The organism is Phaeobacter sp. HS011, assembly GCF_018101215.1.
In the GTDB taxonomy this organism is placed as follows: Bacteria; Pseudomonadota; Alphaproteobacteria; order Rhodobacterales; family Rhodobacteraceae; genus Phaeobacter; species Phaeobacter inhibens.
In genome coordinates this window covers 59,993-75,380 of the sequence record NZ_JAGEUF010000009.1, presented here as the reverse complement: position 1 = coordinate 75,380, position 15,388 = coordinate 59,993, and the positions used below count along the sequence as shown (strand labels likewise).

General features: G+C 62.1%; 13 protein-coding genes. 10 read left to right on the top strand and 3 right to left on the bottom strand.

Annotation, left to right across the window (positions count from 1 at the left end; all coding sequences use genetic code 11):
• Positions 1 to 66: 66 nt before the first annotated feature.
• A complete protein-coding gene (locus tag J4721_RS16570; RefSeq protein WP_211003227.1) occupies positions 67 to 996 on the bottom strand; it encodes an N-acetylmuramic acid 6-phosphate etherase in 930 nt (309 codons plus the stop codon).
• Between the two features lie 177 nt (positions 997 to 1,173).
• Here J4721_RS16570 and J4721_RS16565 point away from each other — a divergent pair, with 177 nt between their 5' ends.
• The 10 genes from J4721_RS16565 (at position 1,174) to J4721_RS16520 (ending at position 12,799) form a co-directional block, all read left to right on the top strand.
• Positions 1,174 to 2,076: a BadF/BadG/BcrA/BcrD ATPase family protein gene (locus J4721_RS16565; protein ID WP_211003228.1), complete on the top strand. Its 903-nt coding sequence runs from the start codon at positions 1,174 to 1,176 to the stop codon at positions 2,074 to 2,076.
• Positions 2,073 to 2,831: a GntR family transcriptional regulator gene (locus tag J4721_RS16560; RefSeq protein WP_211003229.1), complete on the top strand. Its 759-nt coding sequence runs from the start codon at positions 2,073 to 2,075 to the stop codon at positions 2,829 to 2,831. The genes J4721_RS16565 and J4721_RS16560 overlap by 4 nt, the downstream gene beginning before the upstream one ends.
• Before the next feature lie 24 nt (positions 2,832 to 2,855).
• A complete protein-coding gene (locus J4721_RS16555; protein WP_211003230.1) occupies positions 2,856 to 3,884 on the top strand; it encodes an SIS domain-containing protein in 1,029 nt (342 codons plus the stop codon).
• The gene (gene nagA / locus J4721_RS16550; protein WP_211003231.1) at positions 3,881 to 5,041 is read left to right on the top strand and encodes an N-acetylglucosamine-6-phosphate deacetylase; all 1,161 of its coding nucleotides are present in this window, start codon (positions 3,881 to 3,883) and stop codon (positions 5,039 to 5,041) included. Before J4721_RS16555 ends, nagA begins: the two co-directional genes overlap by 4 nt.
• 693 nt (positions 5,042 to 5,734) lie before the next feature.
• Positions 5,735 to 6,862 (top strand): CaiB/BaiF CoA-transferase family protein, encoded by a 1,128-nt coding sequence (locus J4721_RS16545; RefSeq protein WP_102870404.1) that lies wholly within the window; start codon positions 5,735 to 5,737, stop codon positions 6,860 to 6,862.
• 72 nt (positions 6,863 to 6,934) lie between these two features.
• The gene (locus J4721_RS16540; RefSeq protein WP_211003232.1) at positions 6,935 to 8,923 is read left to right on the top strand and encodes a CocE/NonD family hydrolase; all 1,989 of its coding nucleotides are present in this window, start codon (positions 6,935 to 6,937) and stop codon (positions 8,921 to 8,923) included.
• A gap of 211 nt (positions 8,924 to 9,134) precedes the next feature.
• Positions 9,135 to 10,139 (top strand): glycosyltransferase family 2 protein, encoded by a 1,005-nt coding sequence (locus J4721_RS16535; protein ID WP_014880974.1) that lies wholly within the window; start codon positions 9,135 to 9,137, stop codon positions 10,137 to 10,139.
• A complete protein-coding gene (locus tag J4721_RS16530) occupies positions 10,136 to 10,537 on the top strand; it encodes a GtrA family protein (protein WP_211003233.1) in 402 nt (133 codons plus the stop codon). Before J4721_RS16535 ends, J4721_RS16530 begins: the two co-directional genes overlap by 4 nt.
• 16 nt (positions 10,538 to 10,553) lie before the next feature.
• A complete protein-coding gene (locus J4721_RS16525; RefSeq protein WP_211003234.1) occupies positions 10,554 to 11,339 on the top strand; it encodes a hypothetical protein in 786 nt (261 codons plus the stop codon).
• On the top strand, positions 11,339 to 12,799 hold the full coding sequence (locus tag J4721_RS16520) for a hypothetical protein (protein ID WP_211003235.1): 1,461 nt from the start codon (positions 11,339 to 11,341) through the stop codon (positions 12,797 to 12,799). Before J4721_RS16525 ends, J4721_RS16520 begins: the two co-directional genes overlap by 1 nt.
• Positions 12,800 to 12,871: 72 nt before the next feature.
• Here the strand turns inward: J4721_RS16520 and nadC are convergent, their stop codons facing one another.
• The gene (gene nadC / locus J4721_RS16515; protein WP_211003236.1) at positions 12,872 to 13,726 is read right to left on the bottom strand and encodes a carboxylating nicotinate-nucleotide diphosphorylase; all 855 of its coding nucleotides are present in this window, start codon (positions 13,724 to 13,726) and stop codon (positions 12,872 to 12,874) included.
• Positions 13,723 to 15,387, bottom strand: coding sequence for an L-aspartate oxidase (locus tag J4721_RS16510; protein ID WP_211003237.1), 1,665 nt, complete (start codon positions 15,385 to 15,387; stop codon positions 13,723 to 13,725). Before J4721_RS16510 ends, nadC begins: the two co-directional genes overlap by 4 nt.
• Position 15,388: the final 1 nt, after the last annotated feature.

Genomic DNA, 15,388 nt, shown 5'->3' with positions numbered 1-15,388 from the left:
CAGTTTGCATGTTTGGTATTTGTAATCAGGGTCTTGGTGACCTCTTGGGTGGCGCGTGGCCGACCGTTACACCTGTGCGAGCGCGGCTCGCAGGTTGTCCTTGTAGTGGCGCAGCAATGTGTCTGCGGCTGTCGGTGACGCGGCCCCCTGCAGGAGCAGAATAGCGGGTTTCACCGCGCCGCCGGTTTGATCCAGCGCGCGGGCCGCGGCCTCTGCATCCTGCTGTGTGAGGGTGCTGACTATGCGGATCGCGCGCTGGCGCAGCTTGGCATTGTCGGCAATGAGGTTGACCATCATGCCGTCCATCACATGCCCCATCCGGATACCGGCTAAGGTGGACATCATATTCAGAGCGGCCTTTTGCGCGGTGCCGGCCCCCATGCGGGTCGATCCTGCGATGACCTCTGGTGGGGTGGGCAGGCAGATCGCCACATCAGCCAGGTTCAGAAGCGGTGTGCCAGCGTTGTTGGCAATGGCGATGACCTTGGCTCCGGCGGCCTGCGCAGTCCGGGCAAAGCCCATCGGGAATGGGGTGCTGCCGCTGGCGGAAAGGGCAATGACCACATCATTTGCGGCAACAGTCGCAGCGGCTTTGGCACCTGCCTCATCGTCATCTTCAGTATGGCCGGGCATACGTCCGTCGGCGGGGATGCCGCCAGCCATATGAATGGAAATCTGGTCGGCGCTGATGCCGAAGGTGCCCGGCAGTTCCGCACCGTCAGCCAGTGCCATCAGGGCAGAAGATCCGGCGGCCGCGTAATGCAGATGGCCGCCATTGTGCAGGCTGTTGGTGAGCAGGGCCGCACCGGCCGAGATGGCCGGGCGTGCGTCGGCAACGGCTTCGAGTGCACGCAATTGACCGGTCAGCAGGGTGTCGAGAATCTCCGCATCGGCACGCAGATCCAGCCCCTGAGCATCGGGGTGTAATGTCTCTGTCTGCGCCTCAGCCTGTGCAGATATGCCGGTCTTGGGCGAGTGGTCGCTCCTCGATCCCATGTGATTCCTCCCCCTCAGGTGAATGAGAAGTATTTAATACCTATACAATACCACTTGTCTACCATTTAATTTGTGAGAGAGTTTTTTGCAGTAAATTCCGCTAATTACTCTGCTGTATGGTGATCTTGCTGTTAGAGAGGTCTTTATTTTGGATGAAAGGTATCTTATAGGTATTGCATGACCGACTCGCGCTTTCCATATCTGATCGCCGTGGATGGAGGGGGAACCTCCTGCCGCTTTGCCCTGCTGAAATCAGGAGCGACACCGCCACAGCAATTGGTGGTGACTGGCGGCAGTGCCAATGTCTATACCGCGCCCGAGCTTGCGGTTGAGACCCTGAGTGCCGGATTGGCGGATTTGCAGCGGCAGTCGGGTCTGACCGATGAGGTGTTTCATCAGATTCCGGTTTATGCCGGGTTGGCCGGTGTCATTGATGGTGAGTCTGCCGCGCGTGTCGCGGACGCGCTGCCACAGGCGCATGTCCGGGTGGAGGATGACCGCATGCCCGCAGTGGTTGGCGCATTGGGGGAGGATACCGCCAGTCTGATCGGGGTCGGTACCGGGTCGTTTTTGGGGCGTCAGGTGGCGGGTCAGGTCACGCTCATCGGGGGGCATGGTACGGTGCTGGGGGATGAGGCGTCGGGCGGCTGGCTGGGGCGCCGTGCGTTACAGCTGACCTTGCAGGCAGCCGAAGGGATTGAGCCGATGACGCCGCTTCTGCGCAGTTGTTTGCGTGATTTTTCCAATGAGACGGCAAAGATTGTCCGTTTCGCCCAGACCGCGCGGCCGGTGGCCTTTGGCGCCTATGCGCCACGTGTGGCCAAGGCTGCGGTTGAGGGGGATGCGGCAGGGCGGCGGCTGATGGCGGAGGGCGCAGAGTATCTGTGCAACGGGCTGCAGGCGCTCGGGCGCCGGCCTGAGGAACCTGTTTATCATATTGGGGGTGTCGCCGCGCAATACGCCGCCTATCTGCCTGGGGATGTGGCGGATTACCTGCGCGGGGCCGAAGGTTCACCGCTGGATGGCGCGTTGGAGCTGGCAGGCCGATTTGCCCGCGAGATCGCGCAGGAGATGGTATGACGGTCGAGGAATTCCTGACGCCGGCCGCCTGGCTGGACGATGCGGCGGGTCCCCGCTACGTGCGGCTGCGCCAGCGCATTGAAGATGGCATTGAAACCGGGCTCTTGCCGAAAAGCGCACCGCTGCCTGCGGAGCGGGAGATTGCAACACTCACCGGTCTGTCGCGGGTCACCGTGCGCCGGGCGATGCAGGATCTGGTTGATCGCGGCATTATCGTGCAGCGGCAGGGCTCGGGCAGTTTTGTGGCGGATGGCACGCCCAAGGTGGAGCAATCGCTGTCGCAGCTGACCTCGTTTACCGAGGATATGGAACGGCGCGGTTATGACACCAGTGTCGAATGGCTGGAACGCGGCATTCACACGCCGTCACCGGAAGAGGTGATGGCCCTGGCGCTAACCTCCGGGGAGGCCGTGGCCCGAATCGCGCGTCTGCGCCGGGCCAATGGGCGTCCGATGGCGATCGAACGCGCGTCTCTGCCGGTGGATATCCTGTCCAATCCGCAGGCTGTGCGAGGCTCTCTCTATGAGGTTCTGGAACAATCCGGCAGCCGTCCGGTGCGGGCCTTGCAGCGGATTTCAGCGATCAACCTGCCCGAACAAGAGGCGCAGATGCTGGGGGTCGAGCCGGGGATGGCGGGCCTGAGCATTGTGCGGACATCGTATTTGCGCAACCGACGCGTGGTGGAGTTCACCCGTTCGATCTATCGCGGCGATGCCTATGATTTTGTCGCCGAGCTGCGGCTCGGGACGACCTAACCTGGCGACCCTGAGGAGGGGACCATGACAGATATCACCAAAATGCGCCGCGAGATCGACGAGATCCCGACGGCTGTGGACCGGCTGCTGAGCCATGGCCGGGTTGAGATTGAGGCCGTCGCGGATGCGGCGCGCGCCCTTGATCCCAATGTCATGGTGACCGTTGCGCGCGGTTCCTCCGACCATGTCTGCACCTATCTGAAATACGCCAGCGAGATCATGTTGGGGGTGCCTGTTGCCTCAGTCGGGCCGTCGGTGGCCTCAATCTACAAAGCGCCGCTGCGCCTGAAGGGCGCATTGAGCCTTGCGGTGTCGCAGTCCGGCAAAAGCCCGGACATCGTGTCTATGGCGGGCAGCGCGCGCAAGGATGGCGCGCTATCGGTTGCGCTGACCAATGATGCGGCCTCGCCTCTTGCGGCGGCGGCGGATCACACGCTGGACATTCACGCCGGGCCTGAGCTGAGCGTGGCGGCGACCAAGACGTTTGTGACCTCGGCTGTGGCGGGGCTGTGGTTGCTGGCGCAATGGGATCGCAATCAGGCGGTTCTGGCGGCGCTACACGCGTTGCCGGATCAGTTGGACCGCGCCTGTCGTATTGACTGGCCCGAGGTGCGCGACGCGATTGGTGCGCGGTCATCCCTGTTCACATTGGGCCGGGGGCAGGCGTTGGCGGTGTCGAATGAGGCGGCGCTGAAGTTCAAGGAAACCTGCCAGCTGCATGCGGAGAGCTATTCTTCGGCGGAGGTCTTGCATGGGCCGGTGTCTATTGTGGAAGAGGGGTTCCCGGTACTGGGCTTTGCGGCGGCAGATGCGGCCGAGGGCGCGCTGGCAGGCATTGCCGATCAGATCGCTGCCAAGGGCGCGCAGGTCTTTGCCACCACGGATAAGGTTACGGCGGCGCGCCGGGTAGATCATGTGCGTACGGATCATGCGCTGACCGATCCGATCAGCCTGATCGTGTCCTTCTATGCGATGGTCGAGGCCTTTGCGGCCTCGCGCGGGATTGACCCGGATGCGCCGCGCCACCTGAAAAAAGTGACGGAAACGGTATGACCGAAGATGTGCATCCGCTGCGTGCGCTGACTGGCGCGCGTATTCTGACCCCGGTGGGGTGGGAGGATGATTTTGCGCTGGTGTTGCGCGGCGATCAGATCGAGGCGGTTCTGCCGATGGGCAAACTGCCCGAAGGGGCCGAGCTCACCGAGTTGGACGGTGGTATCCTGACTGCGGGGTTTGTTGATCTGCAGGTCAACGGTGGCGGTGGGGTCATGTTCAATGACGCCCCCGATCTGGAGCAATTGCAGGTCATTGCCGCCGCACACGCAAAGATTGGTGCAACCTCGATCCTGCCAACGCTGATTACCGATACGCCGAATTTCGTCGCCCGCGCGATTGAGGCGACTGTGGAGGCGATTGCCGCCGGGGTTCCGGGCATCATCGGGCTGCATCTGGAGGGGCCGCATCTGGCGGTCTCACGCAAGGGCGCACATGATGCGTCTTTGATACGCCCGATGAGCGAGATCGATCTGGAGATGCTATGCGCAGCGGCCAGCCGGTTGCTGGTGCTGAAGGTGACCCTGGCCTGCGAATCGGCGACCCCGGCGCAGATCCGGCGGTTGAGCGAGGCGGGCGTGCTGGTGTCGCTGGGCCATACCGATGCAAGTCATGCCGATTGCGTGGCGGCGGTTGCGGCTGGCGCGCGCTGTGTTACCCATCTGTTCAACGCCCAGAGCCAGCTTGGCAATCGCGAACCCGGTGTTGTCGGCGCAGCGCTTGATCTTGGCGGGTTGTCAGCGGGGCTGATCGCTGACGGTGTGCATGTGCACCCGGCGTCGATACGGGCGGCATTGGCGGCAAAGACCGGACCGGGGCAGGTGTTTCTGGTCAGCGATTCCATGGCTACCGGAGGTTCCGACATTGACCGGTTTACCCTGAATGGCCGTGAAATCCGCCGTGATGACAACCGGTTGACGCTGGCTGATGGCACCCTTGCAGGCGCCCATCTGGAGCTGGCAACGGCTGTGAAAACCTTGGTTGAGGGATGTGATGTCGCGCTGGAGACCGCGCTGGAAATGGCCTCTGCCCGGCCTGCGAACCTGATTGGGCGGTCCGATCTGGGACGGCTGCACCCCGGCGCGCGCGCCGATGTACTGCATCTGAACGACGCGCTGGAGCTGCAGCAGGTCTGGCAGAGCGGGCTGGCGCTGTAGTTGCTGTTGCGGCGAGTCGCTCTGCGATGTCTTATACGGTGAAATTTGGCGCCAATTGTTTTGCTGGGGCTGGAAGTCCTGCTGGTCGGCTGTGAGCCTAGAGTCACCGATGCTGCACTGCAATCGAATGTCGGCCTATAAATTAGTCAAATGTGCTGCGAACAAGTTAGCAAATTACTCGCCTAGCAGCGGGGAATTTGTGAAGGTTTTGCCGTCGAATTCCACAAGCAAAACTCTTTGGAACGACAAAGGTAATCTTGCTGTGACCAACATCGATGTGGTGCCGTCTTCGCAGACCCAAAGTTTGGAAGCCTCTTTGAGTGCACAGTTAGTTGCCGAGCCCTCCGGCCCAGCATAGGTAATTATATCACGGTTGAGGGCGAAAGTTGATCCATCTTGCGATGTCATTTCGGGAATTGATGAGCAACCTGCCAGAAAAACGGCCGCCATCACTATACGAAGCGTTTTCGACTTGAACATCTTACGACGCTAGCGCGTGAGCAGACGTGAAGGTACCAGAAATGAACGGCACGTTTGTCCCGCCTGGCCACTCCGTTCTTAAGACTCTCCGCATGTTTTGATCAAATTATTTGCCCGCAGAGGAATGGATAGGCTAAGTCTCTGTCAGAACACTCTGCCGTGCCTTGGCAGAGGGATGCCTCGCAGATTGCGGGCGGACTGATAGGAGTGCCCATGACACCGCTTGCAGGTTTGAAGGTGGTCGAGCTGGCCCGTATTCTTGCGGGGCCATGGATTGGCCAGTCGCTTGCCGATCTGGGGGCGGAGGTCATCAAGGTCGAAAGCCCCGAGGGGGATGATACCCGTCGCTGGGGCCCGCCTTTTATCGAGCGCGACGGTGATAAAACAGCGGCTTATTACTATGCGGCGAACCGGGGCAAGTCCTGCGTCACTGCGGATTTTCGCACTGAAGACGGCAAGCAGACGGTGCTGGAGCTGATCCGGGATGCGGATATCCTGATCGAAAATTTCAAGGTCGGTGGGCTGGCGAAATACGGGCTGGATTATGACAGTCTGAAAGCGGTCAACCCACGTCTGATCTATTGTTCGGTCACTGGATTTGGGCAGGATGGCCCTTATGCTGCGCGCGCGGGCTATGATTTCCTGTTGCAGGGTATGTCCGGTCTGATGTCGATCACTGGCGCGCCGGAGGGCGAGCCGCAGAAGGTGGGCGTGGCGATCACTGATATTGTCACCGGGCTTTACGGGACCATCGGCATTCTTGCAGCGGTGGAACAGCGCCACAGCACCGGGCGCGGCCAGCATATCGACATGTCGCTGCTGGACTGTGCCACGGCTGTGCTGGCCAATCAGAACATGAACTACCTGACGACCGGCACCAGCCCGACACGGATGGGCAATGAGCACCCCAATATCGCGCCCTATCAGGTTATGGCGGTGCGCGACGGCCATGTGATCCTTGCGGTGGGCAATGACGGTCAGTTCGCGCGGCTCTGTGAGGTGCTGAATATGGCGGGACTGGCGGCTGATCCGCGCTTTGCCTCCAATCAGTTGCGGGTGGCCAACCGGGGCGAGTTGACACCGATGCTGGCGGCGGCGCTGGCGCAATGGGGGCAGGCGGATCTCTTGGCGGCGCTGGAGGCTGCGACCGTGCCTGCGGGGCCGATCAACACCATCGGGCAGGCGTTTGACGATCCGCAGATCAAGCACCGCCAGATGCAGATTGCGCCGGAAGATGTGCCGGGCGTGCGTGGTCCTTGGGTGTTTTCCGATGCGGAGCTGGCATTGGAGAAATCGGCGCCGATCCTGCCAGTGGCGCAGGATATGTCGCAGGGAGACTAGACCTCCGGATCGCCGACCGATTGGGTGGGTGGCAACAGCTTGAGATTGAACCAGACAGGAAGAGGGCGCGCCATGGCGATGGAGATCACCGGAGTTGAACATCTGTGGATCCCGCTGCCGGATGGGCGTCGGCTGGCGGCGCGGATGTGGCGGCCAGCGGCCGAGGGGCGTTATCCTGCGATCCTGGAATATCTGCCCTATCGCAAACGCGACGGCACTGCGCCGCGCGATGCCACCACGCATCCGGTCTTTGCCGCTGAGGGCTATGTCTGTCTGCGGGTGGATATTGCGGGCACGGGCGACAGTGAGGGGCTGTTTGACGATGAGTATTCCGAACAGGAGCTGAGCGACGGCGAGGCCGTGCTGGCCTGGCTTGCGGCGCAGGCCTGTTGCGATGGGAATATCGGCATGATCGGGATTTCCTGGGGCGGCTTTAACGGTCTGCAACTGGCCGCACGCCAGCCCGAAGCGCTGAAGGCGGTGGTCAGCGTGGCTTCAACCGTGGATCGCTATGCCGATGATATCCATTTTATGGGGGGCTGCCTGCTCAGCGATAATGCCAATTGGGCGTCGCAGATGTTTGCCTATCAGACCCGCCCGCTGGATCCCGAGCTGCGCCCAGACTGGCGCGAGGCCTGGGTGGAGCGGATTGAGGCGCTGCCGTTTATGGCCGCGGACTGGCTGTCCCACGCGCAGCGCGATAAATTCTGGAAACACGGATCGGTCTGCGAGGATTGGTCTGCGATCACAGCGCCGGTGCTGGCGATCACTGGCTGGGCCGATGCCTATGTGAATGCACCGCCTGCGTTGGCGGCCCATATGCAGGTCCCGGCCAAGGCGCTGATCGGGCCGTGGGAGCACCGCTATGCCCATATTTCCAAGCTGGAAGGGCATGATTTCCACGGTGAGGTGCTGCGCTGGTTTGATCGCTGGCTGAAGGGCGCAGACAGTGGGGCGGAGGATCTGCCGGATTATCGCACCTACATGCAGGAGCATTTCAACCCCACTAAGGAAAACAAACCCCGGCAGGGGCGCTGGGTTGCAGAGACCGCATGGCCCTCCCCGAATGTGCGCGAGGTGGTGCATCATCTGGGACAGCAGGGCAGGTTGCAGGCCGCCCCGGATGAGGGGGAGGCTGTGGTATCCAACCCGGCAACCGTTGGTGCCGCCGGTGGCTATTTTTGCGCGGGCATGCGGATCGACAATGAATTGCCGGGCGATCAGGCGGGTGATGATGCGCTGTCGGCCTGTTTCGATACGGCACCGCTGGACATCCCGCTGGAATTGCTGGGGCGGGCGCGGCTGCGGCTGGCGTTCTCTGTCGACAAACCTGTGGCGCAGGTGATGGCGCGGTTGTGTGACGTGGCCCCGAATGGCGTGTCGCAGCGCATCAGCTATCGCGGGCGGAACCTCTGCCATGATGAGAGCCATGAACGTGCCGAGGCGCTGGTGCCGGGCAAGCGGTATGAGGTGGAGTTTGCCCTCAATGAATGTGCGCATCATCTGAGGGCTGGGCATAAGCTGCGACTAGCGCTGTCGACCTCCTATTGGCCTATCGTTTGGCCCAGCCCCGAACCTGTGGCGCTGACCCTGCATCTGGAGGGCTGTGCGCTGATCCTACCGGAACGTTTGGTCGCTGAGGAGGTCGAGGCGCAGGCGCCAAGCGCCGCGCGGGACTATCCGACCTATCAGGCAGAGGTCACCCGCGCCCCATCCGGCACATCCAACACCTATGAAGAGGCCGACGGCACGCAGGTGCTGGAGACTTTTGATGACTATGGAGCGGCCATTGATCCGGTGCACGGGATGGAGGTCGGCAGCCATGTCGCCATGCGCTATGCGGTGCATCCAGATGATCCGGCCAGCGCCACCTTTACCAGCCAGTGGCGGTTTACATTCGCGCGCGGTGACTGGCAGGTGCAGGTCGATACTGACAATGAGATGCGCGGTGATCGGGAGGAGTTCCACCTCTGGCGCAAGGTTGTGGCCACTGAAGGTGCCGAACGAACCGAGGTCTGCGTTAAGGAATGGAGCGAGAGCCTGCCGCGCGATTGTTTGTGATTTCGCATCAAATCCTGTTAAAAATTGCTGTTTTTCCCCGGATTGACCCCCAGTTCGCCACGGTTTGGCCACGTTCTGTGACCAAAAACGGAACTGCGCGTTAACCATTTCGGGTGAGAATACCCCCCTTGAGATGTTTTCATCGCGCTGGAATGCCGGGCGGATGGTCCCCCGGTTGTGAGCAGACGATAAACAGAATTGGGGCGAGAAGGTGCATCTATCCGTTGTTGTACCCTGCTATAATGAGGAAGAGTCCATCCCCCTGTTGGTGGATCGGTTGGTGCAGGCAATCGAACCCTGGGCGGAGCGGGCTGAGATCATTCTGGTCGATGATGGCTCCAGCGATGAGACCTGGGCCGCTATGGAGGCTGCGCATAAGCGTCATCCGGTGGTGCGGGGCATTCGCCTGTCGGCCAACCGCGGCCATCAGGTTGCGCTGACCGCCGGCCTTGAGGCCGCGACAGGCGCGCGGATCTTCATGCTGGATGCTGACCTTCAGGATCCGCCAGAAATTCTGCCCGACATGATGATGATGATGGATCGCGGCTATGACGTGGTCTATGGCCGCCGTGCTGAACGCCAGGGGGAAACCCTGTTCAAGAAGGCAACGGCCTATCTGTTTTACCGCTTTCTCAACACGCTGTCCGATGTGGATATCCCCAAGGATACCGGTGACTTCCGCCTGGTGAGCCGTCGTTCGCTGGATGCGGTGTTGAAAATGCCGGAGCGGGCACGGTTTATTCGCGGTATGTTCGCCTGGGCCGGATTTCACCAGATCGGGTTGGAATATGTCCGCGAGGCACGCGTGGCAGGCGAGACGAAATACCCGTTCAAGGCGATGCTGCGCTTTGCCACCGATGCGCTGACAGGATTCTCCACCAAACCGCTGAAAATGGCCACACGGCTGGCGTTCTTCAGCTTGTTGGTGACCGTGCTGATGGCGATCTATGTCTTTGGCTCGCTGATCCTGTTCAACACGGTTGCAGGTTGGGCTTCGGTTCTGTTGGCGATCTCTTTCTTCTCGGCGATCCAGCTGCTGACGCTGGGGATCCTCGGCGAATATGTCGGACGGCTCTATATGGAGAGCAAGCAGCGGCCGCTTTACTTCCTGTCACAGGAAACCGGCCATCCGGCAGCCTATGCGGTGGATTTCACCGGCGAGGGCCGGGTGGGTGAACCACGGGCCACGGAACCCGCCCAAAAAGAAGCATCATGATCCGCGCCGCCGTTCAGAAGGACATCGGCCAGTTAATCCGCTTTGCCATCGTTGGTGTCTCGGTTGCGGCGATTTACGTCTTTCTGTTTCTCGGGTTCCTGCAGATCGGCCTGGCGGCGGGGGTTGCCAACGCGCTGGCCTTTGGCCTGGCGGTTCTTGTGCAATATGTCGGCCAGACGGTCTGGACCTTCCGCCAGAGGCTTGGCCAGCCGGATCAGGCGTTGCGATTTGGGTGTACCGTTGGGCTGGGGTTTGTCACCTCGGCGCTGCTGACGGGTGTTATCGGTCCGATGCTGGGCTGGCCGGAGTGGCTGGCGGCGACCACCGCCGCAGTCTGGCTGCCGGTGCAGAACTACCTGTTTTTCAAGATCTGGGTCTACGCCGGACACGGCGCTTAAAGAGGAGTGGCAAGAAATGTCGCATGTGTATTCGAATGAATTCTACGATTACATCGAGGCAGGCGCGCGCAGCTCGGCGAAGGCGCTGATCGCGGCGGTGCAGCCCTGGCTTGGCGCGCGGAGCGTGCTGGATCTGGGCAGCGGGCGCGGTGTCTGGCTGAGTGAATGGGCAAGTTCCGGCGTTGAGGACATCGCCGGGGTGGACGGTGATTATGTGGATCGTGCCCGTCTGGCGATCCCGGCGTCGTGTTACCATGCCGCGGATCTGACCGGAGATTTTGATCTGGGGCGGCGGTTCGAGCTGGCGCAGAGTCTGGAGGTTGGTGAGCATCTGCCGACGGCGGCCTCCGAAACCTTGGTTGCAGGGCTAACACGCCACGCCGATCGGGTGCTGTTTTCGGCGGCTGTTCCGGGGCAGGGCGGCGAGTTTCATATCAATGAACAGCCGCTGTCCTTTTGGCAGGACCTCTTTGCCGCGCGGGGCTATCGCGCATTTGACTGCGTGCGCCCGGCCCTGAAAGAGGCGGCGGGCGTGGAGCCCTGGTATCGTTACAATACGGTTCTCTATGTGAATGAGGCCGGGCGCGTGGGCCTGCCTGAGGAGGTCCTGGCAACCGAGATCCCGGCAGGCCAGAAGGTGCAGCTTGCGGGCAGTATTGGCTGGCGGTTGCGCCGGGGTGTTGTCTCTGCAATGCCCGAGGCGATGGTGACCAAGATCGCCCAGGCGCGTGCGGCTGTCATTGCGCGACAGGCACGGGCTGCGGGTCTGGTGAGTGCCGGTTCAGCAAAAGGGACAATGTGATGACACTGGTGATGGACGGCTCGGTAGTGGCGCCGCGGCGGGGCGCCTGGCCCTTGGCCGCGACGATCGCAGTGGCCTTTGTCGGGCTGCTGATTGCGGCAGCGTTCCAGCTGCCGGATCCGCTGATCCGTCACGACGACTATCCGGCGCTGTTTGGTGATGCGGAAACCTACTACGTTAAAACCCTGACTGAGGGGCGTTGGGTCAACTACCTGTGGCATTTGCGCGAAACACTGTTGCCAAGCTGGGGCAACTACCTGATCTACAACGCGCTTTGGGCGGTGGTTCTGGGATGCCTCGCGCATAATGCGCTGGGGGGGGAGGCGGCGCTATGGCGCAAGGGCGCGGTGGCGCTGATTGCCGGGTTGTCTGCGCCGGCACTGCTGATTTCACTGTGGTTCAATACGTTGATCCCCGGCATGGCGATCCTTGCCATCTATGCGTTGGCGACCACGCAGCTGTCAGATCGGACGTGTCGCTGGCTTCTGGTGCCCTTTGTGCCGCTGGCGCTGACCGCCTATACCACCTATCCGTTTTTCCTGCTGGCGCTGTGTCTGACCCGCGCCGATGCGCAACGTTCAGCGAAGGATCTGGCGGCGTTGCTGGGATTGTTCATCCTGTGTTTCGCACTGGCGATGGCGTCGATCTATACGCTGAATTATCTGTTCCACGGTGTCTTTGGCATCCCGATGGCCGAATGGCGGATGCCGAACCCGGCCCATGATCTGGCGTCGTTAATGGAGAATATGGGCCTGATCGGGAGTTTTCTGATCAGCTCTGCGTCGCTGGTGTCGTTCCACTTCTTGCCGCTGACCGTATTTCAGATGGCGCTGTTTGGCTGGGCCGTCTGGCTGGTCGGCAAATCCGACCCCTGGCGCGCGATTTATCCGCTGGCGGGGATCTGCCTTGGGATGGGGTTGATTTTTGTGCAGACGATCAAGACCGGTATCACCCTGCCGCCGCGTGTCTCCGGGTTTGTCTGGCTCTACTATGCGGTGCTCCTGGGGCTCATGTCGCAGGAGCTGGCGGCGCGTGGTGCGGGCTGGGACCGCATCGGGCGCAATCTTCTGGCTTTTGTGGCGCTGATCTATCTGGCGTTCAATGTGCTGCAACATCGCGATGTGACGGCCTGGCAGGCGGACAGCCGCAGGATGGTGGCGCAGATCACACCGGCGGATGGCCCGATCTATGTCAGTGGCACCTATCTGTCGCTGCCGTCGGGGGAGAAGTCGGGCTTGCAGCATGATCTGTCGGTGGCCTTCCGTCTGACGCAGCTGACCGGGCGGGATGTGGTGATCTGCGCGATGACACCAGAGGCCTGCGCGCATCTGCCGGAAGATGTGCAAGCGGGCGCCAGCGGTACGCAATATGAGGTGCGCAATCTGGACGTGGGCAGCGTGATCATGCTGTCGGCAACCCCAATCCGCGAGGCGGCACATAACATTCCCGATGGGGGATGAGCAGGTACATCAGGCGAAACAAAAACGGGGGCCTCAGCGCCCCCGTTTGCACGTCAGATCCGGTGGGTAGGCTCAGAAGTCGAGGCCAAGATCCAGCGTCTGCGCGGAATGGGTCAGCGCACCAGAGGAGATGTAGTCAACACCCGTGGCGGAGACCTCAGCAATACGGTCGCGGCGCATATTGCCGGAGGCTTCGGTCACCAGATGGCCCTTAGCCATCGCCACAGCCCTCGTCAGCGTTGGCGTGTCCATATTGTCGAGCAGCACCACATCGGCGCCGCCGGTCTCCAGAACTTCCTGCAATTGGGCAAGGGTGTCGACTTCGATTTCAACCTTCATCATATGGCTGACATTGGCCCTTGCAGCGTGCAGGACGGCTGCAACGCCACCAGCGGCGGCGATATGGTTGTCCTTGATCAGGATCGCATCGGACAGCCCGTAGCGGTGATTGTAGCCGCCGCCATGCAGAACCGCCTGTTTCTCTACCATGCGCAGACCGGGGGTGGTCTTGCGGGTACAGGTGATCCGGGTGTCCGTGCCCTTGGTCTCAGCCACGAAGGAGGCCGTCAGGCTGGCGATGCCAGAGAGGCGGCCCGCAAAATTCAGCGCCACACGTTCGCCCGACAGGATCGACGCGGCCGAGCCTGCGATGGTCATCAATGTCTGGCCGGGGGTGCAGGGTTGGCCATCCTGCACCAGGGTTTCGATCTTGAGCGTCGGATCGACAAGGTGAAAGGCGATGCGGGCAATCTGCATACCCGATACGACGCCGGTGTCGCGCGCATTGAGCCGCGCCTCGTAGGTGGTCTCTGCCGGGATCACGGCACGGGTGGTGACATCACCGCTTTGGCCAAGGTCTTCCAGCAGGGCAGCGCGGACAAGCGGTTCGATGATCAGATCGGGGAGAGTGGCGAAAGACGGGGTCATGTCGGATCCTGAACGGCGGCGGCACGGATGGCGCGGGCCTCGGTGAGGGTGATGTGGGTGCGATGGGCCTGCGCAGGGTCTGCCTCAGGATAGTCGTCGCGGAAATGGCCACCACGGCTTTCGCGGCGGGCCAATGCGGCGGCGGCGATCAGCGTGGCGGTGGCGCACATATTGGCAAAGCTCTCGTCGTCACCGTGCTCTGTCAGCAGCTGTTCGATGGTGACAAGAGCGGTTTTCAGCCCGGCTTCGTCCCGCCGGACACCGACATGGGCCGTCATCGTCTCGCGTAGGTGAGCGACGGCGCTGGCGGGGGCGGCAGGCGTGGTGGCGGGAGCAAAACTCAGCGAGACTTCTGGCGGGGTGGCCGTCTCCGTGGGGTTAGGACCCAGTGCCTCGGCAATGTCCTGAGCGGCGGTGCGGGCATAGACCAGCGCCTCCAGCAGGCCGTTGGAGGCGAGGCGGTTGGCACCATGCAGCCCGGTTGAAGAGGCTTCGCCACAGACCCAGAGATGGGCAAGACTGGCGCGGCCCTGCATGTCGGTGTCGATGCCGCCCATGTGATAATGGGCCGCAACCGCAACGGGGATAGGGTCCGCAACGGGATCAATACCGGCACGCGCACAGGTTTCCGCGACGGTTGGAAAACGGGTCAACACCTCGGCACCCAAGGCGTCGCGCGTGTCGAGCATCGGGCGGCGGCCAGCCTGCGTTTCGGCAAAGATCGCGCGGGCGACAATGTCACGAGGGGCCAATTCGGCATCCGGATGCGCGGCCAGCATGAATCGTGCGCCATCGTTGTTGATCAGCGTCGCCCCATCGCCGCGCAGCGCTTCGGTGGCGAGGGGGGCCGGGTCTTCACCAATATCAAAGGCGGTGGGGTGAAACTGGACAAATTCAGGATCGGCAATGCGGGCACCGGCGCGGGCGGCAAATCCGATCACCTGGCCCCGGATGCGGGGCGGGTTGGTGGTATGTGCAAACAGCCCCCCGGATCCGCCGCCTGCCAACAGGATCGCGGGGGCGCGGATCAGCACGGGAACCGAGGTGCCGCTGGCGTCACTGACCCAGACGCCGGTGACACGATTGTCTGCCACCTCAAGCCGCACGGCCTGGGTACCCTCGTGCACCTGAACCGAAGGGGTGGCACGCACGGCGGCGATCAGGGTTTCCATGATCTGCCTGCCGGCCTGATCCCCTTTGACACGTACGACGCGGGCGACGGAATGCGCGGCCTCGCGGCTCATGACAAAGCCACCATCAGCAGTGCGATCAAAAGGCGTGCCAAGATCGGTCAGATCCAGAATGTGATCCTGTGCCACCTTGGTGACCATGGCGGCGACCTCGGCATCAACCGTTCCGGCACCGGCGCGCACCGTGTCGGTGGCATGGGCGGCGGGGCTGTCGGCCTGATCCATCGCTGCGGCGACACCTCCCTGCGCCCAGGCAGAACTCGCGCCTTCGCCGAGTGTCTCGGGCGAGATCATCAGAACAGGGCGCGGCGCCAGTTCAAGCGCGGCATAGAGCGCGGCCATGCCGGCACCTACAATGATCACACGGTCGGTGTCACAGCTGGCGGTGGCTTCGGTCAGGGCCTGAACCCTGACCTGAGCTTCTGCTTGATTTGCGGCCGTATCGGTCAGTTTGGCACCGGGGGTGTCCAAG

What these genes read in the sequence shown, in the direction of transcription:
- J4721_RS16570 (WP_211003227.1), bottom strand. Translation starts at nt 996, where the DNA reads ATGGGATCGAGGAGCGACCACTCGCCCAAGACCGGCATATCTGCACAG.
- J4721_RS16565 (WP_211003228.1), top strand. Translation starts at nt 1,174, where the DNA reads ATGACCGACTCGCGCTTTCCATATCTGATCGCCGTGGATGGAGGGGGA.
- J4721_RS16560 (WP_211003229.1), top strand. Translation starts at nt 2,073, where the DNA reads ATGACGGTCGAGGAATTCCTGACGCCGGCCGCCTGGCTGGACGATGCG.
- J4721_RS16555 (WP_211003230.1), top strand. Translation starts at nt 2,856, where the DNA reads ATGACAGATATCACCAAAATGCGCCGCGAGATCGACGAGATCCCGACG.
- nagA (WP_211003231.1), top strand. Translation starts at nt 3,881, where the DNA reads ATGACCGAAGATGTGCATCCGCTGCGTGCGCTGACTGGCGCGCGTATT.
- J4721_RS16545 (WP_102870404.1), top strand. Translation starts at nt 5,735, where the DNA reads ATGACACCGCTTGCAGGTTTGAAGGTGGTCGAGCTGGCCCGTATTCTT.
- J4721_RS16540 (WP_211003232.1), top strand. Translation starts at nt 6,935, where the DNA reads ATGGCGATGGAGATCACCGGAGTTGAACATCTGTGGATCCCGCTGCCG.
- J4721_RS16530 (WP_211003233.1), top strand. Translation starts at nt 10,136, where the DNA reads ATGATCCGCGCCGCCGTTCAGAAGGACATCGGCCAGTTAATCCGCTTT.
- J4721_RS16525 (WP_211003234.1), top strand. Translation starts at nt 10,554, where the DNA reads ATGTCGCATGTGTATTCGAATGAATTCTACGATTACATCGAGGCAGGC.
- J4721_RS16520 (WP_211003235.1), top strand. Translation starts at nt 11,339, where the DNA reads ATGACACTGGTGATGGACGGCTCGGTAGTGGCGCCGCGGCGGGGCGCC.
- nadC (WP_211003236.1), bottom strand. Translation starts at nt 13,726, where the DNA reads ATGACCCCGTCTTTCGCCACTCTCCCCGATCTGATCATCGAACCGCTT.